The organism is Hoylesella loescheii DSM 19665 = JCM 12249 = ATCC 15930 (assembly GCF_000378085.1).
In the GTDB taxonomy this organism is placed as follows: Bacteria; Bacteroidota; Bacteroidia; order Bacteroidales; family Bacteroidaceae; genus Prevotella; species Prevotella loescheii.
The window spans coordinates 223,859-245,936 of the sequence record NZ_KB899212.1 but is presented as its reverse complement, the minus strand read 5'-3'; the positions used below and the strand labels follow the sequence as shown (position 1 = coordinate 245,936).

Here is a 22,078-nt window from a genome sequence, read left to right as displayed (position 1 = left end):
ATCGCTTTCCAAACACATTCAAAAAGCTCCTATCTATCATCAATTGATCAAACAAAAAAGTCCAGCTAAGATGTACTCGTGTTCCATATAAGCTGGAACCTTGTTCCAGATAAGATGGAACCTCGTTCCAGATCATCTGGAATCGCGTTACACATAAGATGTAACAAACTAAAACACTAAAAAGCACGCTATCAGGACTTTGCTATGGCACTTCCATAGCAAAGTTACCCACGTAAAAACAATAAATAATGATGTTGCATGAAGGCGTGTTCTAAATATTGTAGGCTTGTATTCTCTACCGCCTAATCTCTTCATCCTTCACCGCTTAAACGTTATCCACGCTTTTGCAGCACCCTCTTTGCTCCTGTGGCTTACTGTTCAGTAAGGGCGAGTAAGCGCAAACGGCAATCGTTTGGCATTCCAGTCGCTATCGTTTCTTATGCCTATTGGCGCGCCGTTCGCGGTATTTAGCCTTTTGCTTAGCCGATCCGCTGCCATGCGCCCCTGTGATATACTTCTTCTTTTTGGCCTTGGTTTTCACCTTATCGTCTTTCTTATCGCCGCCAGAAGAAGATTTGCGGAAGGTCATTCCGCCACCAGCAATTATCTCGTCGATGTCCATGTGCAAAGTATTTAGGGGGTTAATGGTGGAAAAGCCTTACGCCTGTAAAGGCCATGGCGATGTTGTATTTGTCGCAAGTGGCGATAACATGGTCGTCGCGAACCGAGCCACCAGCCTGCGCAATGAAGTCGACACCGCTTTTATAGGCACGTTCGATGTTGTCGCCGAAAGGGAAGAAGGCATCGCTACCCAAAGAAACACCGTGGTTTTGGGCTATCCATTGGCGCTTCTCCGTTAGCGTAAGAGGCTCGGGCTTGGTCTTGAAAAACTGCTGCCAAGTGCCTTCTGCCAATACGTCTTCGCTCTCGTCGCCAATGTAAAGGTCGATGGTGTTGTCGCGATCGGCACGTTTGATATTGTCTACAAAGGGTAAACTCATCACCTTGGGATGTTGGCGCAGCCACCAAATGTCAGCCTTGTTACCTGCCAAACGCGTGCAATGAATACGGCTCTGTTGCCCTGCGCCGATGCCGATGGCCTGCCCGTCTTTAACATAACATACCGAATTGCTCTGCGTATATTTAAGAGTGATAAGTGCGATGATGAGGTCGCGAAGGGCTTCGGGTGTGAAATGCTTGTTCTGTGTGGGAATATTCTCAAACAGTTTTGGGTCGTCTAGGCGTATGTCGTTGCGCCCCTGTTCGAAGGTTATACCAAAAACCTGCTTCCTTTCCAATGGTTCGGGCGTGTAAGCAGGGTTTATTTGCAACACGTTGTACGTGCCCTTGCGTTTCTCTTTCAATATGGCCAGCGCCTCGGGGGTATAGTCTGGGGCGATAACACCATCCGAAACTTCGGGCTTGATGAGTAAGGCCGTTGCCTCATCGCATGTGTCGCTCAGTGCGATAAAGTCGCCAAAGCTGCTCATGCGGTCGGCTCCACGCGCCCTTGCGTAGGCACAAGCCAAGGGCGAGAGTGGCATCGGGGTATCGTTTACAAAGTAAATGCGTTTCAGGGTGTCGGTAAGTGGCAGGCCAACAGCGGCTCCAGCAGGCGACACATGTTTGAAACTAGCCGCAGCGGGCAGTCCGATGGCGGCTTTCAGTTCCTTAACCAACTGCCAACTGTTAAGTGCATCAAGGAAGTTGATGTATCCTGGGCGACCGCTTAACACCTTAATGGGTAGTTCGCCATCAGTCATAAAGATGCGCGAAGGTTTTTGGTTGGGGTTGCAACCATACTTCAAGGCAAGTTCTTTCATCTCTTTGTGGGTTTAATTGCCTTGCAAAGATAGTAAAAAATAATGGCAAACGCCTAATAATGGGTGCACGGTGTTAATTCTTTCAACTGGAAAACGTCCGCCGTATGTGTTTTTCGTAGTTTAATGGAAATGCCTAAAAAGGAGGTAAGCCCACACGCATAGTTCCCACGCCACAAACGTTGCGAACACGCGTTTACGACTCAATGTGGCCTGCGTTCGTACATAAAGGCGCTGTGTAAAGGGCTTTCTAAACCACCAACCTGCCACGAGCGCAAGGGTGAAAGCCAATGCTGCGGGCGCGACCAGCAACACATTGGGGTTTGACGCCACAGCTTGCCATAGCTCACCATGCAGAAGATGCTTCAGCCCACGTGTGGTTCCGCAGGCAGGACAAGGTAAACCTGTTGCCGAACGCAATGGACAGATAACAACATTTATCCGCCAAATCACGTTCAGCAACAGCCAAGCCACACCTATTATATATAATAAGGTGACAAGTTTAATTTCTTTCTTTACCGTCAACTTAGACTATGCGCATCAGCTTTTGCAAGTTTTCTTGGCGCGCCGAATCCATAACGAGGAAGAGGTCGATGATTGCCCAAATGTAGAATCCACCGCAAGTAAGCAGCTTTATGACACCCAAAACCGGATGGCCAAGATAAAACCTGTCTATACCCAGAACGCCTCCAAACAGCGAAATAATAAGTACTGTGATGGGATCTTTAAATTGCAAGCATACCAACATGCCGATTTGTTTCTCGTCCATGTTTTCAAATATCTCGCGTATTTGCATTAGGCTACTCTCAGGGAAATACTTGCCGTATGTGGCAAGCAGCATGTTTACGTCTTTTTCCATAATGACATGTGTGATGTTTTGGTGCAAAGTTACACATTTTTTATTACAAACAAAGGAAAGGGATTTAAAAAAGCCTCACCCCCTAGTTTTGCTCCAAAGGGAGAGGAAGATGAAGCGCCTTGCCGCTAATAAGGCTATAAGCTAACGAGTAGGCAAGTTAACCCGTCAACTTGCCTACTCGTTCCACTTGTTATTTTATCAAAATGCTAGTGCATTTACTTGCCGTATCACTTCACCAACACTTTCTTTTGCGTTCCATCGCTCATCTTCACGATGTTTACTCCACGTTGCGGAGCGTATATACGCACGCCTTGCAGATTGTAGCGAGCCGTTTCAACGGCTTCGACACTACTTGGAGCAGTCGCGCTAACACCTGTAACAATTGCCTTGAGGTCGTCTTCAATGTCGTTGAAAACCGATCCCTTCCAGTCGTTCGACTTCTCGTAAGCTTGTTTCTTTCCTTTCACCACGTGCAGGTTGATAGAACTGGCAAAGTCGGCGAAGGCATCTCGGTGACAGGTGGGTGGATTGACGGCATATACATTGAGTGTCGTTTCTACGTAATTAAATGCCATAATCTTTGCACCAACATATTCGATGGTAGAGGGAAGAGTGATGGTTGCGAGCGAGTAACAGGCTGCGAACATGCCGTCGCCAATGCGCTTAACGCCTTCGGGGATTGTCATCTCCTCTATTTCGCTGTAAAAGAAGCAGCTATCGCCAATCTCGCGTACCGTAGAAGGGATGTTAACTTGGCAGCCAGAGAAAGTAAACGCCCACTTTCCAATCTTTGTTAGTCCTTCGGGAAGGGTCACTTGGTTTAGCTTGGCCTTTTTCTTTTCGGCCTTGTCCTTGATATGCTTATAGGCGTTTCCTCCGCCACACTCTTGGAAAGCACCTGTTGCCAACTCCTTAACAGTAGCCGGAACGGCATAAGAGTTGCCCCGCTTAGACGTGGGGTAACAGATAAGCAGGGTGGCATCTTTATTAAACAACACACCATTTGTCGACGCAAAGTGTGCATTTCCCTCGGCAACGCTGATGGCTTCGAGGGCGTAGGTAGAGGCAAAAGCATCCTCGCCAATGGCGGTTACCGACTTCGGGATGTTGATCGAGCTGATGTTTTTCGCGCCACCAAAGGCCAAATGGCCAATGCGTTCAACCACTTCGGGCACTTGCACTTGGCCCTTGCCCTTCATAAAACATTGCAACAGCGTGTTGTCGGCATTGCGAATCAGCATGCTATCTACAATGTCGAAGTGCTCGTTTGCTGCAGGCACACTCACCTCGGTAAGACTTTTGAGGTGGGCAAAAGCTCCTTCGCCAATCGTTTCTAGCGATACAGGCAGGTTTACACGCTGTATGCCCGTGCCAACAAAGGCGCATTCGCCAATGCTTTTCAAGCCTTCGGGCAGGTCGGCTTTGCGAAGCGAGTTGGTGTTAGCAAAGGCATACGCACCCACTTCTTTAAGCGTGGTGGGCAGATAGACGTGGGTTACGTAGGCAAGGCCCTGCAACCAGTGGGCAGGAACACGTTCCAGCTGTGCCTTTTGTAGGTTAATACTGTGCAAATCTTCTTTTCCACTAGGCTTTGCAAGCTTGGCTAGGAAGCGCATGTCAGCTTCGTTTAGGGGGCCAACAACGCATAATCCTTGGTAATTGTCGGGCTTGGCGTCGGCGAACGCTTGTTCCAACGTACCCGCTTTGGTTACTTGCAGCGTGGTTTGGTTAAGGTAATGGTCATTGTCGTTGTTCTTTCCGTTTTGTGCCATCACGTTTAACGTGCAGGCAATGCAAAACAATTGCAGTAAAATTTTTCTCATAAGGTGTAAATATTAGGTGTGATATATCATGCGATGACTATAATAAGGTAAGCTAAAGGGGCTTGGACGACATCTGCTATTGCCGTTCAAGCCCCTTGTTTGCCTTTATTTCACGAATGCTTTACGTTGACTTTTGGCCTTATGATCGGTGAGCGAGGCCCACGTTTCATCGGCGTTATAGGCCGCCTTGTCGCCATTTGGCACATCTAGTTTAGGGTTCGTGCCAATCTTCGCGAATGCCTCTGCGTGGCATCTAGGCGGTGTAACGGCGTGTATCTCGATGGTTTTCAGTCCGTCGGAGAGGTCGAACACACCCTGACCAACATATTCAAGACTGGCAGGCAACACCACTTTGCGAAGCGAGTAGCAAGCATAGAAGGTGCCATCTTCAAGTCGGCTAATGCCTTCGGGCACCACAGCCTCTTCAATATCTGTGTAATAGAAGCTGTTGTAGCCAATAGCTCGCACCGTGGAAGGGATATTTACGTGCTGAACGCCTGCGAAAAGGAAGGCCTCGTGACCAATGATTTCGAGTCCTTCGGGTAATACCACGGTCTTTAAACGATGCTCACTTTTCTCTTTCGAGCCAGTATGCGTGTTTTGTCCGCCTGCCTCTTGGAAAGCTCCCGGCGCTAACTTCTTCACCGTTGCAGGCACTTCGTAGCTGTTTCCCTTGCGCGAAGCAGGGTAAGCGATAAGTTTGGTGAGGTCTTTATTAAAGAGAACGCCATCTGCCGACGAAGCATAGTGGGCGTTGTCGGTTGCCACTTCTATGCGAACAAGGCTATATGTGGAGGCGAAAGCATCGTGCCCGATGCGCGTTACCGATGCAGGGATGTTCACTTGCGTAACCTCTTGCGCCTTACTAAATGCCAATGCGCCAATGCCCAACGTGCCTTGGGGAACGTTTACCTCACCTTTGCGGAAGTTGAAGCATTGCAGCAAAGTGCTGTTTTCTTTGTCGAAGAGCAACCCGTCACGTTCTTCGTAACGCGCGTTGCCCTCACCGATGTGCAGTTCGGTTAGTTCCTTCATGCCCGACAATGCCCCTTCACCGATATGACGAACACCTGCCGGCAAGCTAAGCGTACGTAAATGCAGATTGGCAAAGGCCTGTTCGCCAATGCTTTCTAAGCTTTGGGGTAGCTCGATGTTAAGCAAGGCGTTGCAATTGGCAAAGGCGAAGTCGCCAACGGCTTTCAGTTGGGTGGGGAAATAAAAGTGAGTGAGAAACACCAATCCCTCAAATGCGTGGTCGGGAAGCCTTTCGATGATGGCATCGTGCAAGTTAATGCTGTGCAAACTATCAAGTTCGTTGCCCGCAGAGAGTTTTGCCAAGAAGGCAATATCGGCCGCATTGATGGGTCCCACCACGCGAATGCCCGTCATGTCTTTGGGATTAAGGGCGTGGAAGAGGTCTTCTAGCGTACCCGGCTCTTCGATATTGATGGTTATGGTGTTGAAAAACGTGTCGTTATCCTGACGATAGCCAAACGCTTGTTCATCGTTCGGGTTTGGCGTTTGGGATATGTTCTGTGTCATGTCGCTTCTTGTTTTAAATGAAATGTTTTTGTGTTTTGACTGCCTCGCGAGAGTCTAACCACCTGTATAATTGTACTTTCGTGCTTCCATACATGCAGCAGAAAAGCCCAAAGGTGTTAAGACATCTTGCAAAAGACAATCTAATAACTTGTTTGCGGTTACAAATTTACATCTTCTTACAATTTCGGGCAATACCTAAAAGATGGTATTTTGTCCCAAATTGGTGCATGTCTTGGAAACTTTTTTTATAACTTTGCAGCGATAAAAACGAGGTGGTTGACAGCAGTGTGTCAACCCATTAATGGCATAAAGATGATGAAGCGGGATTTAACAGCATTAGTAAAGGCTGTAGAAAAGAAATTCGGACAGAGCGTGACGATGGCCACCGACTTCGAGAAACTGGCTTTTGCGTTTGCCCGACAGCACGTAACGCTGCATCCCACCGCCCTAAAACGATTGTGGATGCAGCTTTCTGGAGCGGAGAAACCTTCGGTAGAAATACTGGATAAGGTGGCGTTGTTTGTGGGTTTCCAAAGTTGGAAAGCCTTTAAAGACGCACTACACGGCAACGGCGACGGACAATCTAACTACGAGGTATAACCTTTCGTCCCCCTCTTTTATGGGCTTATCGACTACCGCATTTTAAATGTGGTGTGGCGAAAGCTATTGGCCAATTTGTGAATAAGAAAGAGGCAACGCGTCGTGCACTTAATGAATTGCGCGAGGGAAAAGTAACTCGTTGTAAGAATTTTGAGAATACTTGAAAAGCGTTAGATAATGCGCGAGATCGTCTATACTGGGCAATACAAACGCGATTTGAAGCGTGCTCGTAAACGCCAGATGCCAGAAGACGATCCCAACGAAGTCATCCGCCTGCTAGCCGAAAACCAACCCTTGCCCTTAGAAAGGAGAGGCCACGGCACTTTCTGGTGAGTTTTCTGGACTGCGCGAATGTCACATACATCCCGATTGGTTGCTGATATACAGCAAAGAATACATCTTCCCTACCGCAAAAGAAGGTGTAACAAAAGAGCTACACATTCTAAACCTTATACGTACTGGTACACACGCCGACTTATTCTAACCGTTCTTCTTATAAAATAGCGTAAAATCGGAAAATTACTTTCCCTATTTTTAGCTCCTACAAAAACGTTATTGGCTGGCGCTTACAGCCCCACTAAAAACTCAAAAGCCCGACATTTGCATGCCGAGCTTTTGTTGTAACTTGTTGAGTTTTTTATTGTTGAGGAGCAACAACGCCGCCTCTCTTCTCCTTGATACGAGCTTTCTTGCCCGTAAGTGCGCGGAGATAGTAGAGTTTTGCGCGACGAACCTTACCACGTTTGTTCACCTCAATGCTGTCGATATTGGGCGATTCGATGGGGAAGATACGCTCAACACCCACTGTTCCCGACATCTTGCGAACGGTGAAACGCTTCTTATCTCCATGCCCGGAGATGCGGATAACAACACCGCGGTAAAGCTGGATACGCTCTTTCGTACCCTCGATAATTTTGTAAGCGACAGTAATGGTGTCTCCCGACTTAAATTCGGGGAACTTTTTGCCGGTTGCAAATGCTTCTTCAGCAACTTTAATCAAATCCATTTTGCTTGATATTTAAATTGTTTATCGTCCCAACGTAACATAGCTAGGTAACTCTTCTTCCTGCCAGCGATTACGCCGAAAAGCGGTGCAAAGTTACTGCTTTTCCCTCTTTTGGCCAAATTAATGGCGCGAAAAGTGGATTTTAGCAGTTTGAAATGTCCCAAAAAGAAAGTCAGGCAACCGACTTAAGCCGTTTGCCTGACTGCTTTGTAGCGGGACCCAGGATTGAACTGGGGACCTCATGATTATGAATCATGCGCTCTAACCAGCTGAGCTATCCCGCCAACATTCTGTTTGTTTGCGGGTGCAAAGGTAAGGTAAAAATACGAAACGAGCAAAAAAAAATATGTTTTTTCAAACACTTACCGTAAAAAAGTAGTATTTTTGTACACGAAACGATAAAATAAGGGTGTCGGCGAGATGCCCGTGCCGCCTCTCCAACATAAACTAAAAGAAAATGGAGGGTAAGCATACACCTTTATATATTATAGCAAACCACTATCTGTATTGTTATGGACAAGCAAAGACTGTGTATCGAACGAGAGCTCATATCTAGCTCCGCACCCATCATTTGGGACCTCATCAGTACCGACGCAGGGTTATCTCGATGGATGGCAGACAGCGTAACGCAAGAGGGAGAACAACTCACCTTCGTGTGGGGCGAGCTATGGAGCCATCACGAGGTGCGTACAGCCACCATCGTAGAGAAGATAAAGAACGAATACATCAGAATTAGTTGGGACGATGAAGAAGGCCCAGACAACTTTTTCGAACTGCGAATGGACAAGAGTCACATCACCAACGACTATGTGCTAACCATCACCGACTTCGCATGGGACGATGAGGTGGACAGCCTGCGCACCATCTGGAACGACAACTTGGCAAGGCTGCGCAACACCAGTGGCATTTAACCGCACTCTCTGCATTTACATCCAAAAGCGTAGCCAACGACTTGTTTGTGATGCATTGGCCCCTAGGCCGATAACCTACGCACACAGCCAACTGGCCGTTTATCCTGCGTTGTGACAACAAACCATCGTAAACACAACCTTGATTCGATACCTGAACAACCCTGTTCTACATTGTTTTTCACACGAAAACCTTTGCCATCGGAAGGCCTTTCACAAGTTCTTATTGCACGCTTTTTGGCGTTTGGGATTGTTACATACGATGCGTAACAAAAGCACTACTTGTACCTAACAACCCATCCGCTTAAAACCCACATTCCAAAAGCTTTCTAGGCATGTTTAGAAAGCGATGTGAATGCACGGCCATGGTTCTGTCTGCATCTTCGTTCCTTCATGGTAAACATACACGTTCCCTTTCATAATTACGCGAGAAAGAGAACAAAATTTAGCCTCGATGTATAATAAAATCTCATCGTATAGCCATGTCCTTGCTCAAAAATGCGTACCTTTGTGATGCGGTTTAAGCCTTTCGAGCAGTTTTGGCAATGGCCTTCCATGGGCCAGAATGGGGCGAAAGCGCTTTCGCAAGACCGTTTTTAGCATGATAATCACTTTATTATATAACTAGGAAATGAAAAAGGGAAGAGGTTTTTTTTCGCTTCTTATAACGGCCCTTACACTGTGGGGGTGCGGCACTCGCTATGTCGTCACGGGCATAGAACATAGCCGAATACTGGTAGACAAACGTTACGATGCCAGCCACGACACCGAATTGCAGACTTTTATCGCGCCTTATAAGCAGCGGGTAGATAGCCTCATAGCTCCACTTGTGGGACGTGCAGGCTGCTACATGTCGGCAGGAAGACCCGAAAGTCCGCTGTCTAACCTATTATCCGACATACTAGTATGGGGCGGAGAACGCTTTAACGAGCAGCCGCAGTTTGCCGTTTACAACATTGGTGGCATGCGTGCAGCCATCATCGAGGGTAACGTTACGCGGGGCGACATCATCAATGTGGCTCCATTTGAGAACAAAATCTGCTTCATTACCCTAACTGGCGAACAGGTACAACGCCTTTTCGAGCAGATTGCCAAACGTGGCGGAGAGGGCGTGAGCCACAGTGTAAAGTTGGTTATGGACAAGAATTGCCATCTGCTTCGTGCCTCCATCGACGGCAAACCCATCGATCCGAAGGCGCAATATCGCGTGGCAACCATCGATTATGTAGTGCAAGGAAACGACGGTATGAGTGCCTTTAAGGAGGGAACGCAACTGGTTTCGCCCCAATCGGATGAAAACAACGTGCGCTATATCATCATGGATTACTTCCGCCAACAGATGAAAGCGGGTAAGGCCGTGTGTGGAAAGCGAGAGGGAAGAATAACGATTGAATAGCTTGTGAGTTTTTAAGCTGCTTAGTTTGTGAGTCTTATCTCTGCGGCCAATAAGCCAACGCACACTTCGTTATGTCACGGAATAAACCCAAAACCGGCAAACGGGTTCATTAAACCCATGAACTCGAATTTCAAAAACATAAAAGCTCAGAGCCTCAAAAAATTAAAACTTCAAAATCAAGATGAAGAAATATCTGTTAATGGCCGTGGCCTGCATGGCTTTGCTTACGGTCCAAGCACAAAAACAGCTGGTTATATTACACTCCAACGATACGCATAGCTGCATCATGCCTCTAAGCGAGCACCTCGCCGACACGGCCATCGCAGGGCGCGGAGGTTTTCTTAGGCGCGTGGAAATGATCAGGCAAGAACGCCAGAAACATCCCGACTTGCTGTATTTCGACAGCGGCGACTTCTCGCAAGGCTCGCCCTACTACTCCATATTCAAGGGCGACGTGGAGATTGAGCTGATGAACCGCATGGGTTGCGATGCCAGTACGGTGGGCAATCACGAGTTCGATTTTGGCATGGAGAATATGGCACGCATCTTCAAAAAAGCCAAATTCCCCATTCTTTGCTCCAATTACGACTTCACGGGAACGCCTCTCGAGGGTGTGGTTAAACCTTATACCATCATTCACCGCAATGGTTTGAAGATTGGGGTATTTGGTATCGACCCTAAGTTAGAGGGCCTTGTGCTCACCAAGATGTACAAAACGGTGAAGTATTTAGACCCTGCCGACACTGCATTAAAGATGGCCACGATGCTGAAAAAGAAAATGAAATGCGACGTGGTGATTTGCATTTCGCACCTTGGTTGGGGTATCGGAGGCGACGACGACCAACGAATGATAGAGGGGTCGCGCAACATCGACCTGGTGTTGGGCGGACATTCGCACACGTTTTTCGAGAAACTACGCTATGCCAACAACCTAGATGGTCAGCCAGTGCCTGTAAACCAAAATGGCAAGAACGCCATTTATGTGGGTAAAATTGTGCTGAAGGTGGGGAAAAAATAAAGCGCCGTACAGGGCGAAGGCGTAAAAATAGGCGTTAAAGGTGGGCAGGGAAAGCTCGCATAGCCTTTTCGTTTACCTTGTTTATTGGCTATCCTAGCTTACTTAATTGTCTTATTAATCCTAAGACAGCACAAGATGTCCCAGCCAATCCTCCTTACCCACCCCCCCATCCGTCACGCCAAACCCGTCCCCATTACCCATAGTTACACAATAACCGCCCTCGTCTTGCGTTTATATACAACGTATGAAGCAGCTGATATACCTTATTATATATATGTGCGCACTGCCTATCTCGATGATGGCACAGCAACGGCGCGTGGAGAACAGGCCCTATACCGACCTGCGCCCATTCCATTTTGGCGTGGTGGTGGGTGCGCATGTACAGGATGTTGAACTGTTTAACGCTGGTCCGCAAAGTGTAACGCTAGACAACGGACAGGTTATCGAGACCAACATCGCCACCGACCAAGACCGCTACGACCCTGGCTTTGTGGTGGGCGTAACGGGCGAATTGCGCCTTAACCGCCACTTCCAGCTGCGCGTTGTACCTGCAATGTACTTCGGAAATAGGCACTTGGTGTTTCGAAACCAAGGGCAAACCGATGCCGAAGGGCGTCCCATCGAACAGCGGCAAGACATGAAGACGGCTTACATATCTACGGCCTTCAACCTTATTTTCGCTGCACCACGCTTCAACAACCATCGCCCATACCTTGTGGCTGGCATCAACCCGATGCTTAATCTCAGTGGAAGCGATACCGACATATTGCGATTTAAGCGCCACGATGTTTTTACCGAGGTGGGTATTGGCTGCGATTTTTACTTGCCTTACTTTAAGCTTCGCCCCGAATTGAAGTTCATGTTTAGCCTCATCGACTGCCTAGACGCGAAGCATGCAGACCGTCTGCGCGACAAGACCCTTGTGCCTTACGCCCGTTCCACATCACGTGCAACCAGCAAGATGATAGCCCTATCGTTTTATTTCGAGTAAGACGGCGAGGCTGCTGCTTAACGATCTGACGAAAAACAGTTAAGAAGTCAACCTGCAAACAAGCTAACAAAGCATGCGTTTATCAATTGATAACGTGCAAGTTTGCCTATTCATAACCACTTTTAGAGTTGATATAGATTGACCCTTAATCAACAAAAAGTGGGTATCCAACAAAAAAATAATCATTATTTCTAGGTACATAACGAAACATTTACTACCTTTGCGTCATCAAAAGTTAGTATGGCGCAAATTAAAAGCGCAACTACTAGAGCACATATTATACAAAAACATTTAAATAGAATTTTATTATGGCTTACGTTATTGGTAACGATTGTATCGCTTGTGGCACCTGTTTGCCCGAGTGCCCCGTAGAAGCAATCTCTGAGGGCGATATTTATAAGATTGACGCAGACGCTTGCACCGAGTGTGGCACATGCGCTAGTGTATGTCCCAGCGAGGCAATCAGCTTGCCGTAAGGACAAATAACAGGAGGGCTAGGCGATAAGGCAACCTGTTGACGAGTAAACAAACATACGAGTTGACAAGTTAACCAAACCACCAATTTACGCCCCAACAAGAACACGAGGAGACCAATTAACAAGGTTTGGATGGGCCAAAGGGCTTGCGCACACTGCGCATCACCCACCCCATCAATTAGTAAACCTTGCTTATTGGCCTCCTTTTTTCGTGCCCATTTGTCTCGTTCGCCCACAAGTTAAAGCATCAGTTCGGTATATTTAGCGTTCTTTGGTTGGTCGGTATACGGATATGCGCTAGTTCGGAAGATACCGTTCGTTTTGAAGAAGACCAAATGCAACAGACATCTATTATGCCAATTACCCCACACGCTCATTCTTTTGAAAAGCCATTGATAAGCATTGGCTAACCCAGAACAAGCACATTACCACTACTACATTCAACCATCACCTTAGTATCTCTTAGTTGGAATGCGGTTCCAGATAAGCTGGAACGTTGTTCCAGTTAAGATGGAACACTGTTCCGGATGATATGGAACCGCATTCCAGCTAATGTATAACGCAGCGTTGAATGAAAGAAAAGGTAACGAACGCTTATCTCATTGGTATTAAATAGGTAACAGCAAAACGGCAATAACCCATCCACACGATGGCAAAAGCTGATTAAGAACAATGTCAGAAGTTGCCTCGCGCGCGCGTACGCGCACGTTTAATTAATGAGTAAGCAAGGAAAGTATGGGACGAGCATTAGCCCACCCCTTCGCTAGTGCCACCCCATAAAAAACATTGTTGCAAGCAAAGCATGCCTGCAACAATGATAATTCTCTATAACTACTATGTTTCGTCAGTCTTATTTCAGCAGTTCGGCCAAGCGAGCGTGCAGTTCTTCGGCACGCAAGTCGGCACCAACAATTTCGCCCTTTTGATTGATCAGCACGCATGCAGGAATGCCTTCAACCTTGTAAAGGCGTGCAGCTTCGCTTTTCCAGCCCTTCAAGTCGCTTGCCTGAATCCATGTCATGCCCATTTCTTTCACAGCTTCGGCCCAGTCTTCTTTGCGTTCGTCGAGCGAAACACCTACAATTTCAAGGCCTTTGTCATGAAAGTCCTTATAGGCCTTAACCACGTTAGGCATCTCCATACGGCAAGGACCGCACCACGAAGCCCAAAAATCTACCATCGTTATCTTGTTCTTAGCCACCACTTCAGACAGCAACACTCGCTTGCCATCAAGTGTAGGCAGGGCGAAATCGGTGTACTTGGTAGAGCCGTCGGCCTGTTCTTGGTTGTTAGAAGCGGCGTTTGCCGTATCGTTAGCTTGGGTAGCAGCAGCATCTTGCTTGTTGTTGCATGCTTTCTTGTTTGAACACGAAGCAAAGGAAATGGCTACCGCCAATGCCAATGCAGAGAGGATTGTTTTCGTCATATAGTTGTTTTGTTATTGGTTGTTTGTGTAAATCGCCATCGCTTGCCATTGGCAGACGTATGGCACAATGGGCATATTGCAGCTTTTATCTTGTTTTGTGCTCTGTTCGTTGCGTTGACATAGGCTTGCGCCTTAACTTATCGCATCGAATGGGTATGCACGTTTACTTCAAGGTTTCGGTCTTCACGCTCTCGATGGTTCCCGTTATGGGGCTTAGCACCATTCTCGTGAGTTGCTTTTTGCTAAAAAGCTCGCCACTAATCGGCTCGGTTTTACCAAATTGGGCCATGTATAGCTCGATGGCAGCACGCAGATTACCCTCTTGGGCCACAGAAATCTTCACCTTGCCAGGCAGGTTTACGTAAACGCCAGCATTGTCTTTGCTCTTGCCCTTGTCGATAGAGGCCTGCATGGTGGGTATGGAATGAAGGTCTTCAACACTGATATAGTAAGGCGCTCCACCAAGGTCGTCCTTATCGGCCATACCATAATGACGCGAGAAACGGAAGAGCACCTCGCGCTCTACTGCTTTGGTGGGCACGAAATTGATAATGGTTTCGGTGGTATCTTTCACCGTTGTGCCCGAGAACACTTGCAAAAGAGCCTGCTCTTGTTGGTCTAGGTTGTTGAGCATCAGGCGTAATTGCTCGCCATCTTTGGGCATTGCGTCGGCCTGACCACGTGAAAGCTGGTTGCGACTATCGCGAATGTCGTATATTTCTTTAGCTATTAGCTCGGCCATCTTTGCCGACGAGCCTGCCGAAAGGATGTCTTGGTTCATGAAATCCTTAGGATTGAGGGGGCGTTTAGCCCGTGCAGGCACGAAGCTTTTGGGCTGCTTGGGTGTGGGAGGTGTGGCATTGATGGCCAGTAGCACGCCATTGTCGGCCAATCGCACGTCAGTGATGCTGTGTTTCTTATCCATAGCCGCCACATAATGCTTAGTAGAGTCGGGCATTCCAAAGTCGGTGATGTTAATGCTCACCACACGATACTCGGTGTTTTTTTGCATCTGCGTGTTGAAAAGCTTCATATACTTTTCGCCATACATGGCCAATTCTCCAGGAGTATAAGTAGTTTTCTCCACCAATACGGCAAGTCTGATGCCCGTTTTGGGCAAGAAATAAGCGATACCCTCTGTTTGTGCGTTGCCTTGAGCTAGCCCAGGAAGAGCGGCAAAAGCCAAAGCAGCGATGGTAACCATTATCTTTTTCATATCTGTTGTTGAGTTTATTTAATTTCAAGTTGACAAGTAGACAAGTTAATGGGTTAACAAGGAGGAGAAGAATGGCCTAAAAATGAAAGGTTGGAGCATTGAAAGGAGAAGCCTCTTAAAGAAACTCTTGGCTCAAATTCGCCATCAAGCCAACAAGCATACTTATTTGCCAAGCGCTGAAACTCACAGGCATTTGGCTTAACTCCTTAACCCTTTAACTTCTTAACTCCTTGTAATTATCCTAGAAATTCAAACGCCTGTGGCAGGTGCGCGATAATGTCGCCAGCCATCAAACTTTCCTGTCCCAATTGTTTTGCAGCCAAATCGCCAGCCAAGCCATGAAGGTACATACCCACGATGCAGGCATTTTCGCGGTCGTAACCACGTGCCAACAACCCGGTTATCACGCCCGTTAGCACGTCGCCACTGCCTGCCGTGGCCATACCTGCATTACCTGTGGGGTTGAAATACACCCTTCCATCGGGCATGCACAGTGCCGAATAGTGACCTTTCAGCAAGATGTAGGCATGCAGGTGTTGAGCCAAGTCGATGGCTTTCGACAGTCGGTCGTAGTCGCCTTCACTGCCACCGTTCCCCAATCGGTCGAATTCGCCCACGTGGGGTGTTAGTATGAGCTGTTCGGGCAGCTGTTGCATCCAAGCCTTGTGCGATGCGAGGATGTTCAGAGCATCGGCATCTATCACCATGGGACATTGTGTTCGGCGAATTTGCGAGATAAGCGCGATGGCGGTATCTTCGTGTTGTCCCATGCCAGGACCCATGCCCACGGCATCGTAATGCTCGGTATCGAGAGGTTCGGTGAAGAAATAATCTTCCTTACCCGTACTTAAAATGGCCTCGGGAAGCGATATTTGCATCACGTCGTAGTTACGTCGGGGCGTGCAAACGGTAAGTTTTCCCACGCCCGAACGCATACAAGCACGGCCAGCGAGCACTGCAGCGCCCGCCATTCCATAACTTCCTGCCACGATGAGGGCATGTCCCATCAGGCCCTTATTAACGAAATCGCCACGCGTAAGCAGTCGTTCGCGCACGTCGCTTTCTTCCAATATCTGGAAGTTGGTGTTCGTCTGCTCGATATACTTTTGGCTAAGCCTGATATCTAGCACACGCAAACGACCTATAAACTGTTGGTTGTCTTCGAAAAGCATGGCCAACTTCTTCTGCTGTAACGTCAATGTGAGATGCGCTCTCACAATGTGAGCCTTCACGTTATGCGTGTTGTCTTCGGTCATTAGTCCCGAAGGCAGGTCGATACTCACAACCTTGCAAGGCGACTGGTTGATGTATTTCACCAGCGAAGCAAAGCCACCGGTGAGCGTTTTGGTCAATCCCGAACCGAAAAGGCCGTCTATCACCACCGTTTCGGGCGTTAGTTTGGGCGGATCGAAGTCTACCAACACCTCCGTAAAGGATTTGATGCGCTTACAATCTATGGTCCTCTGCTTGTTAGTGGCACAGTCGGCCGAGAGCCTGTCGTTAACATTGAAGAGATACACCTTTACGTTATAGCCCGCTTCGGCCAACAAACGAGACACGGCTAACGCGTCCCCGCCGTTGTTTCCTGGGCCAGCAAACACCACAAAGGGCGTTCTATTGTCCCATTCTTCTCGTAAAGCGCGCACAATAGCCTTAGCGGCACGCTCCATAAGGTCGATGCTCGCCACGGGCTCGTTCTCTATCGTAAACTTATCTAGCTCTTTAATCTGAGCGCCGGTGAATATCTTCATAATGTGCAAAAATACAAATTAAATTACATCTGATAGTCAAAAGCTACCAACATTTACATATTATTATGTTCTTTAAGCGCAAATACGAACAAAATGTATTGAAAAACTGCTTTACGGCATACATTGTTATACACTTAAAAGACTATGGCTAGACATGGGCCGAAGCCGTTTAAAGCTGGGCAACGAGGGAGAGGCGAGGGGGAGAAGGCAGAGCTATTAATTCGTGAAAAAACACCCAAGAGCAAACGAAGAACAAAAGCACGACATTCGCAAAGAAGTAAATGAGACGCCATAGGGTAAGGCGAAGCACAGCCTTTTCACACCACTTCAAAACCTAAATAACGTTACCTACGCCCCGTGTTCCACTTTTTTTTCGTATTTTTGCAGCCTAAAAGCAAAAAGATTTTATGTCTCGAATTAAATTGATAGATAAGGTTTTCGAAACGTCTATTACGGAAGCCGAAATTCAGGAGCGTGTTAAAGCCGTTGCCGACAGGATAAACAAAGACATGGCCGACAAGAACCCTATACTCTTAGCAGTGCTAAATGGCTCGTTCATGTTCGCTGCCGACCTCATGCGCATGCTCACCATACCCTGCGAAATATCGTTCGTTAAGCTGGCTTCGTACCAAGGCACCACCTCGACAGGTACAATCAAGGAGGTGATTGGTATCAACGAAGACCTCTCGGGACGAACGGTTATCATCATTGAAGACATTGTTGAGTCGGGGTTGACGATAAAACGCATGATTGAAACCATCGGAACGCGCGCCCCGAAGTCGATACACATCTGCACATTGCTGATTAAGCCCGACCGGTTAACGGTTCCGCTCGACGTGGAATACGCGGCCATCGAAATCCCCAACGACTTTATCGTGGGTTATGGACTGGATTATAACCAGCAAGGCCGCAACCTAAGAGACATCTACACCTTGGTGGAGGAATAGCATTTCTTAGGAGTTAAAGGAGTTATGGAGTTAAGGAGTTAAGCCAAATGCATAGGTGACGTTAGTCATTCTTTCACCTTTTCACCCTTTCACTTTTAGGAGTTAAGGAGTTATGGAGTTAAGGAGTAAAGTCAGATGCATAGGTGACGTCAGTCATTTTCTCACCTTTTCACCTTTTCACTCTTTCAATTTTAGGAGTTATGGAGTTAAGGAGTTAAGCCAAAAGCATCGGTGGCGTTAGCCATCCTTTCACCTTTTCACCCTTTCACTTTTAGGAGTTAAGGAGTTAAGCCAAAAGCATCGGTGGCGTTAGCCATCCTTTCACCTTTTCACCCTTTCACTTTTAGAAGTTAAGCCTACACCAACAAATTATCAGACCATAAATAAACAAGGCATACCGCTCCCCTGCTCTTCTCGGAGAGAAATCGAGAGTAATGCCGCTAACAAAATAAACACAACGAAATGAAGAATATCGTTATCTTCGGTGCCCCCGGATCGGGTAAAGGCACACAGAGCGACAAGATGATCGCCAAGTATGGTTTCAAACATATCTCAACGGGCGACGTGCTACGAAACGAGATAAAGAACGGCACTGAACTGGGAAAAACCGCCAAAGGATACATCGATAACGGGCAACTGATACCCGATGAACTGATGATTGACATCCTAGCCAGCGTGTACGACAGCTTCGGAAAAGAACATAAGGGCGTTATCTTCGATGGTTTTCCACGTACCATTCCGCAAGCCGAGGCCCTGAAAACAATGCTGGCCGAACGCGGACACAAAGTGGCGGCCATGATCGAATTGGACGTTCCCGAAGAAGAACTGATGAAACGACTGGTGTTGCGCGGACAACAAAGCGGACGAACAGACGATAACGAGGAAACGATTAAAAAGCGACTGGGCGTGTATCACAACCAAACGGCACCGCTCATCGAATGGTATAAAACCGAAAACATTCACAATCACATCGACGGATTGGGCGAATTAGACCGCATCTTTGCCGACGTATGTGCCGTGATTGACAACATCTAAACTGCTCATGCCCGAATCAAACTTTGTAGACTACGTTAAGATTTACTGCCGCTCGGGTAAGGGCGGAAGGGGATCTATGCACCTTAGGCGCGTAAAATACAACCCTAATGGCGGTCCCGACGGTGGCGACGGCGGACGCGGAGGCAACATCTACCTGCGCGGAAACCACAACTACTGGACCCTGTTGCACCTGAAATACCAACGCCACGTGTTCGCCGAGCATGGCGGAAACGGTGGAAGAGACAAGTGCCACGGAACCGACGGCAAGGATATGTATATCGATGTGCCGTGCGGAACTGTGGTGTATAATGCCGAAACGGGCAAATTCGTCTGCGACGTGATGCACGACGGACAGGTGGTGATGTTGCTCAAAGGCGGTAGAGGAGGACTGGGCAACTTCCAATTCCGCACCGCCACCAACCAAACGCCACGCTATGCGCAGCCCGGAGAACCAATGGAAGAGATGACCATCATACTCGAACTGAAGCTTCTTGCCGATGTCGGGTTGGTGGGTTTCCCCAATGCGGGCAAGTCTACGCTGCTTTCTTCGCTCTCTTCGGCACGTCCCAAGATTGCCAACTACCCTTTCACCACCCTCGAACCATCGCTCGGCATCGTGGCCTATCACGACCATAAGTCGTTTGTTATGGCCGATATTCCAGGCATAATCGAGGGCGCAAGCGAGGGAAAAGGTTTGGGATTGCGTTTTCTTCGACACATCGAGCGCAACTCGTTGCTGCTCTTTATGGTGCCTGGCGATACCGACGACATCAAGAAAGAGTACGAGGTGCTGCTCAACGAGCTAAACAACTTCAATCCCGAACTGAACGATAAGCACCGCGTATTGGCTGTTACCAAATGCGACTTGCTAGACGAAGAGTTGATGGAGATGCTTCGCGAGACGCTACCCACCGATCTTCCCGTGGTGTTTATATCGTCTGTTACGGGTCTGGGGCTGTCTGAATTGAAAGACATCCTTTGGCGAGAGCTGAACAGCGAGAGCAATAAGCTGCAAAGTATCATGGCCGAAGACACCCTCGTTCACCGCGATAAAGACATCAGGAACTTTGCGCAAGAACTGGCCGACGAGGGTGAAGACTTCGAAGTGGAGTACATCGACGCCGACATTGAAGACCTAGACGACTTTGAATACGAGGAGGAAGACGATGCCTAAGCTATTGGAATACGCGCTTGGCGACGGCATCCACGCCTTTAGCACCATGCGTGCCGATGGCACAAGCCAAGGTGCTTACGCTCATTTCAACATCAACCCCTATTGTGGCGACAACCCCGAGCACGTGGCACAAAACCTTAACAGCCTGTGCCACATGCTTGGTATCGCCCCCACAAACCTCGTTATGCCCCACCAAACCCACGAAACAACGGTGCGACAGGTGGGTAACGAGCTACTTTCCATGCCAAAAGAAGTGCGCCAGATGGTGCTCGAAGGCGTGGACGCACTTATCACCAACGTGCCTGGCGTGTGTATCGGCGTATCTACGGCCGACTGCATACCCATCATTCTTTACGATGCCGAACATCGTGCAACGGCTGCCATCCATGCCGGATGGCGCGGAACGGTGAAGCGCATCGCACAAAACGCCATCGCCCAGATGCGCACGGCCTTCGCCACCAACCCGCAAACCCTGCGCGCCGTTATTGCCCCTGGCATATCGCTGCAAAACTTTGAGGTAGGCGACGAGGTGTACGAGGCCTTTGCCAACGCTGCATTCCCCATGGGCGAGATAGCTAAACGATACGAAAAATGGCACATCAACCTGCCCTTATGCAACCAACTGCAATTGCAAGAGGCGGGTTTGAAGGCCGAAAACATATATGCAACGGACATCTGTACATACGACCGCTGCAACGAATTCTTTTCTGCCCGAAGGCTGGGCATCAACTCTGGCCGCATATTTACGGGCGTTACCATCAGCTGAACATGGCCAAAAGGCTTGTCGCCACTTAGCGTGGCGGTGTTGGCTAGTGCCTGTTCGCATATATATTTTATACAAATGAAACAGCTTACCACACTTCTCCTCGCGTTGATCTTCATCGCGGGCAAGCCTGCTGACGACCATTTCACTGCTGCCGAAATGCAACAGATAAGTATCGCGACGCCTGGATTGTTCGATAAGGGCGATGTTTTCTACATCGATCTCACCGCCATTGGGCACAAGAACTTCGCTTTCCCGCTACCCGTAGGTAAGTCGAAGGCCATCGGGGGAGATGTGTTGGAGATTACCACGCAGAAAGGTGATGCCGTAAAGGCTATGCTACCGGGAAGGGTTAGGCTGGCCCGAAAGAACAAACAGTGGGGAAACGTGGTGGTGATACGCCACGATAACGGTCTGGAAACCGTGTATGCGCACAACGCGCAAAACCTTGTGAAGCCCAACCAAATGGTAGAGGCTGGCCAAAGCATCGCCATCGTGGGTACGAAAAGCGGAAAGGGGCGCATGGCTCTCCTTACAATGGTGAACGGTGGGCGCATCAATCCGCTAACCATCATAGACATCTATGGTCAGAAATTGCACAAAACGGTGCTGCGATTTGAGAAAAAAGGCCATCGCGTTTTGGTAAGGCAGGCCACCGAAAAAGACCTAGAAGAAAAACTCTTAGCCGAGAAGAAGGCGAAAGACGACGAGAAAAAGGCTCGCAAGGAGGAAGAAAAAGCCAAGAAAGAAGAGGCCAAACGCCTGAAAGAAGAAGAGAAAATGCTTGCCGATGAGAAAAAGGCAAACGAGAAAACACTGCTCAAACCCCAAAAGTCGGGCAAGAACAACTCGGGCAATAAGCTGGTTCTCGCCGACTTCTCGCACAAAGAATGGGCCTATCCGCTACCTGGAAGCCACGTCATCAGCCCCTACGGCGGTCGCCGAAGACATTCGGGTGTCGACGTTAAGACCCGTCCTAACGACAAGATACTTGCTGCATTCAGTGGCATTGTCACTCGTTCTGGCCCCTATTTCGGTTATGGCAACTGCATCGTTATTCGTCACGACAACGGCTTAGAAACGCTTTACAGCCACCAATCACGCAACTTGGTGAAGGTGGGACAGGCTGTTAAGGCCGGCGATGTTATCGGACTGACGGGACGAACGGGCCGTGCCACCACCGAACACTTGCACTTCGAGGTGTCGTTTAAGGGCAGACGCATAGACCCCGCATTGGTTTTCAACCACGCTTCGAAAACCCTACACCAGCATACATTGGTGCATGCCAGTGGCATTGTGCGTGTAGACAAGTCGAAACGATAAAGAC

The 22,078-nt window shown here is 48.4% G+C and carries 23 protein-coding genes and 1 tRNA gene; 13 read left to right on the top strand and 11 right to left on the bottom strand.

The annotated features are described in order from the left end of the window. Positions 1 to 427 precede the first annotated feature (427 nt). The 6 genes from F453_RS0104660 to F453_RS0104630 all read right to left on the bottom strand — a co-directional run bounded on the left by F453_RS0104660 (position 428) and on the right by F453_RS0104630 (position 6,044). A complete protein-coding gene (locus F453_RS0104660) occupies positions 428 to 622 on the bottom strand; it encodes a hypothetical protein (protein ID WP_018966965.1) in 195 nt (64 codons plus the stop codon). A 19-nt stretch (positions 623 to 641) separates the two neighbouring features. Continuing rightward, on the bottom strand, positions 642 to 1,823 hold the full coding sequence (locus F453_RS0104655) for a phosphoribosylaminoimidazolecarboxamide formyltransferase (RefSeq protein WP_018966964.1): 1,182 nt from the start codon (positions 1,821 to 1,823) through the stop codon (positions 642 to 644). Between the two features lie 120 nt (positions 1,824 to 1,943). After that, positions 1,944 to 2,294: a DUF2752 domain-containing protein gene (locus F453_RS0104650; protein ID WP_234398358.1), complete on the bottom strand. Its 351-nt coding sequence runs from the start codon at positions 2,292 to 2,294 to the stop codon at positions 1,944 to 1,946. A 52-nt stretch (positions 2,295 to 2,346) separates the two neighbouring features. Further along, positions 2,347 to 2,679, bottom strand: coding sequence for a TM2 domain-containing protein (locus F453_RS0104645; RefSeq protein ID WP_018966962.1), 333 nt, complete (start codon positions 2,677 to 2,679; stop codon positions 2,347 to 2,349). Positions 2,680 to 2,906: 227 nt separating this feature from the next. After that, positions 2,907 to 4,502, bottom strand: a complete 1,596-nt coding sequence (locus tag F453_RS0104635; protein ID WP_026292454.1) for a leucine-rich repeat domain-containing protein — start codon at positions 4,500 to 4,502, stop codon at positions 2,907 to 2,909. A gap of 105 nt (positions 4,503 to 4,607) precedes the next feature. Further along, complete coding sequence (locus F453_RS0104630; protein WP_018966960.1) at positions 4,608 to 6,044, bottom strand: leucine-rich repeat domain-containing protein; 1,437 nt, start codon at positions 6,042 to 6,044, stop codon at positions 4,608 to 4,610. Positions 6,045 to 6,356: 312 nt separating this feature from the next. Here F453_RS0104630 and F453_RS0104625 point away from each other — a divergent pair, with 312 nt between their 5' ends. The 3 genes from F453_RS0104625 to F453_RS16425 all read left to right on the top strand — a co-directional run bounded on the left by F453_RS0104625 (position 6,357) and on the right by F453_RS16425 (position 7,128). After that, entirely contained in the window at positions 6,357 to 6,644 is a 288-nt protein-coding gene (locus tag F453_RS0104625; RefSeq protein WP_081619115.1) for a hypothetical protein, read from the top strand. A 177-nt stretch (positions 6,645 to 6,821) separates the two neighbouring features. After that, on the top strand, positions 6,822 to 6,977 hold the full coding sequence (locus tag F453_RS16430) for a type II toxin-antitoxin system YafQ family toxin (protein ID WP_018966958.1): 156 nt from the start codon (positions 6,822 to 6,824) through the stop codon (positions 6,975 to 6,977). Positions 6,978 to 7,017: 40 nt separating this feature from the next. After that, complete coding sequence (locus tag F453_RS16425; RefSeq protein ID WP_262502535.1) at positions 7,018 to 7,128, top strand: hypothetical protein; 111 nt, start codon at positions 7,018 to 7,020, stop codon at positions 7,126 to 7,128. Positions 7,129 to 7,281: 153 nt separating this feature from the next. Here F453_RS16425 and rplS read toward each other — a convergent pair whose 3' ends face one another. Next, positions 7,282 to 7,650: a 50S ribosomal protein L19 gene (gene rplS, locus F453_RS0104615; RefSeq protein WP_018966957.1), complete on the bottom strand. Its 369-nt coding sequence runs from the start codon at positions 7,648 to 7,650 to the stop codon at positions 7,282 to 7,284. A gap of 210 nt (positions 7,651 to 7,860) precedes the next feature. Beyond that, positions 7,861 to 7,934 (bottom strand) — tRNA-Met (locus F453_RS0104610). Positions 7,935 to 8,162: 228 nt separating this feature from the next. Between F453_RS0104610 and F453_RS0104605 the strand changes: the two genes are divergently transcribed. From F453_RS0104605 to fdxA, 5 genes are all read left to right on the top strand, one after another. Then, entirely contained in the window at positions 8,163 to 8,561 is a 399-nt protein-coding gene (locus tag F453_RS0104605; RefSeq protein WP_009236467.1) for an START-like domain-containing protein, read from the top strand. 628 nt (positions 8,562 to 9,189) lie between these two features. Further along, positions 9,190 to 9,954, top strand: coding sequence for a 5'-nucleotidase C-terminal domain-containing protein (locus F453_RS0104595; RefSeq protein ID WP_018966956.1), 765 nt, complete (start codon positions 9,190 to 9,192; stop codon positions 9,952 to 9,954). Between the two features lie 181 nt (positions 9,955 to 10,135). Continuing rightward, positions 10,136 to 10,972: a bifunctional metallophosphatase/5'-nucleotidase gene (locus tag F453_RS0104590; protein ID WP_018966955.1), complete on the top strand. Its 837-nt coding sequence runs from the start codon at positions 10,136 to 10,138 to the stop codon at positions 10,970 to 10,972. Positions 10,973 to 11,216: 244 nt separating this feature from the next. After that, positions 11,217 to 11,963, top strand: a complete 747-nt coding sequence (porT, locus tag F453_RS0104585; RefSeq protein ID WP_018966954.1) for a type IX secretion/gliding motility protein PorT/SprT — start codon at positions 11,217 to 11,219, stop codon at positions 11,961 to 11,963. Positions 11,964 to 12,271: 308 nt separating this feature from the next. Further along, positions 12,272 to 12,439 carry a 4Fe-4S ferredoxin gene (gene fdxA, locus F453_RS14090; RefSeq protein WP_009236471.1) on the top strand — a complete coding sequence of 56 codons (168 nt, stop codon included), beginning with the start codon at positions 12,272 to 12,274 and terminating at the stop codon, positions 12,437 to 12,439. 850 nt (positions 12,440 to 13,289) lie between these two features. Here fdxA and F453_RS0104580 read toward each other — a convergent pair. The 3 genes from F453_RS0104580 to F453_RS0104570 all read right to left on the bottom strand — a co-directional run bounded on the left by F453_RS0104580 (position 13,290) and on the right by F453_RS0104570 (position 16,832). Continuing rightward, a complete protein-coding gene (locus F453_RS0104580; protein WP_018966953.1) occupies positions 13,290 to 13,865 on the bottom strand; it encodes a TlpA family protein disulfide reductase in 576 nt (191 codons plus the stop codon). Positions 13,866 to 14,028: 163 nt separating this feature from the next. Next, positions 14,029 to 15,081, bottom strand: a complete 1,053-nt coding sequence (locus F453_RS0104575) for a DUF4831 family protein (protein WP_018966952.1) — start codon at positions 15,079 to 15,081, stop codon at positions 14,029 to 14,031. Between the two features lie 236 nt (positions 15,082 to 15,317). Further along, positions 15,318 to 16,832, bottom strand: coding sequence for a bifunctional ADP-dependent NAD(P)H-hydrate dehydratase/NAD(P)H-hydrate epimerase (locus tag F453_RS0104570; RefSeq protein ID WP_018966951.1), 1,515 nt, complete (start codon positions 16,830 to 16,832; stop codon positions 15,318 to 15,320). A 407-nt stretch (positions 16,833 to 17,239) separates the two neighbouring features. Here F453_RS0104570 and hpt point away from each other — a divergent pair, with 407 nt between their 5' ends. From hpt to F453_RS0104535, 5 genes are all read left to right on the top strand, one after another. Then, entirely contained in the window at positions 17,240 to 17,779 is a 540-nt protein-coding gene (gene hpt, locus F453_RS0104555) for a hypoxanthine phosphoribosyltransferase (RefSeq protein WP_018966950.1), read from the top strand. A gap of 462 nt (positions 17,780 to 18,241) precedes the next feature. Further along, positions 18,242 to 18,814, top strand: coding sequence for an adenylate kinase (locus F453_RS0104550; RefSeq protein ID WP_009236478.1), 573 nt, complete (start codon positions 18,242 to 18,244; stop codon positions 18,812 to 18,814). Positions 18,815 to 18,821: 7 nt separating this feature from the next. Continuing rightward, positions 18,822 to 19,988, top strand: coding sequence for a GTPase ObgE (gene obgE / locus F453_RS0104545; RefSeq protein ID WP_025789904.1), 1,167 nt, complete (start codon positions 18,822 to 18,824; stop codon positions 19,986 to 19,988). Further along, on the top strand, positions 19,981 to 20,754 hold the full coding sequence (gene pgeF / locus F453_RS0104540; protein WP_018966948.1) for a peptidoglycan editing factor PgeF: 774 nt from the start codon (positions 19,981 to 19,983) through the stop codon (positions 20,752 to 20,754). Before obgE ends, pgeF begins: the two co-directional genes overlap by 8 nt. Before the next feature lie 75 nt (positions 20,755 to 20,829). Further along, on the top strand, positions 20,830 to 22,074 hold the full coding sequence (locus tag F453_RS0104535; RefSeq protein ID WP_018966947.1) for a M23 family metallopeptidase: 1,245 nt from the start codon (positions 20,830 to 20,832) through the stop codon (positions 22,072 to 22,074). Positions 22,075 to 22,078: the final 4 nt, after the last annotated feature.

What these genes read in the sequence shown, in the direction of transcription:
- F453_RS0104660 (WP_018966965.1), bottom strand. Translation starts at nt 622, where the DNA reads ATGGACATCGACGAGATAATTGCTGGTGGCGGAATGACCTTCCGCAAA.
- F453_RS0104655 (WP_018966964.1), bottom strand. Translation starts at nt 1,823, where the DNA reads ATGAAAGAACTTGCCTTGAAGTATGGTTGCAACCCCAACCAAAAACCT.
- F453_RS0104645 (WP_018966962.1), bottom strand. Translation starts at nt 2,679, where the DNA reads ATGGAAAAAGACGTAAACATGCTGCTTGCCACATACGGCAAGTATTTC.
- F453_RS0104635 (WP_026292454.1), bottom strand. Translation starts at nt 4,502, where the DNA reads ATGAGAAAAATTTTACTGCAATTGTTTTGCATTGCCTGCACGTTAAAC.
- F453_RS0104630 (WP_018966960.1), bottom strand. Translation starts at nt 6,044, where the DNA reads ATGACACAGAACATATCCCAAACGCCAAACCCGAACGATGAACAAGCG.
- F453_RS0104625 (WP_081619115.1), top strand. Translation starts at nt 6,357, where the DNA reads ATGATGAAGCGGGATTTAACAGCATTAGTAAAGGCTGTAGAAAAGAAA.
- F453_RS16430 (WP_018966958.1), top strand. Translation starts at nt 6,822, where the DNA reads ATGCGCGAGATCGTCTATACTGGGCAATACAAACGCGATTTGAAGCGT.
- rplS (WP_018966957.1), bottom strand. Translation starts at nt 7,650, where the DNA reads ATGGATTTGATTAAAGTTGCTGAAGAAGCATTTGCAACCGGCAAAAAG.
- F453_RS0104605 (WP_009236467.1), top strand. Translation starts at nt 8,163, where the DNA reads ATGGACAAGCAAAGACTGTGTATCGAACGAGAGCTCATATCTAGCTCC.
- F453_RS0104595 (WP_018966956.1), top strand. Translation starts at nt 9,190, where the DNA reads ATGAAAAAGGGAAGAGGTTTTTTTTCGCTTCTTATAACGGCCCTTACA.
- F453_RS0104590 (WP_018966955.1), top strand. Translation starts at nt 10,136, where the DNA reads ATGAAGAAATATCTGTTAATGGCCGTGGCCTGCATGGCTTTGCTTACG.
- porT (WP_018966954.1), top strand. Translation starts at nt 11,217, where the DNA reads ATGAAGCAGCTGATATACCTTATTATATATATGTGCGCACTGCCTATC.
- fdxA (WP_009236471.1), top strand. Translation starts at nt 12,272, where the DNA reads ATGGCTTACGTTATTGGTAACGATTGTATCGCTTGTGGCACCTGTTTG.
- F453_RS0104580 (WP_018966953.1), bottom strand. Translation starts at nt 13,865, where the DNA reads ATGACGAAAACAATCCTCTCTGCATTGGCATTGGCGGTAGCCATTTCC.
- F453_RS0104575 (WP_018966952.1), bottom strand. Translation starts at nt 15,081, where the DNA reads ATGAAAAAGATAATGGTTACCATCGCTGCTTTGGCTTTTGCCGCTCTT.
- F453_RS0104570 (WP_018966951.1), bottom strand. Translation starts at nt 16,832, where the DNA reads ATGAAGATATTCACCGGCGCTCAGATTAAAGAGCTAGATAAGTTTACG.
- hpt (WP_018966950.1), top strand. Translation starts at nt 17,240, where the DNA reads ATGTCTCGAATTAAATTGATAGATAAGGTTTTCGAAACGTCTATTACG.
- F453_RS0104550 (WP_009236478.1), top strand. Translation starts at nt 18,242, where the DNA reads ATGAAGAATATCGTTATCTTCGGTGCCCCCGGATCGGGTAAAGGCACA.
- obgE (WP_025789904.1), top strand. Translation starts at nt 18,822, where the DNA reads ATGCCCGAATCAAACTTTGTAGACTACGTTAAGATTTACTGCCGCTCG.
- pgeF (WP_018966948.1), top strand. Translation starts at nt 19,981, where the DNA reads ATGCCTAAGCTATTGGAATACGCGCTTGGCGACGGCATCCACGCCTTT.
- F453_RS0104535 (WP_018966947.1), top strand. Translation starts at nt 20,830, where the DNA reads ATGAAACAGCTTACCACACTTCTCCTCGCGTTGATCTTCATCGCGGGC.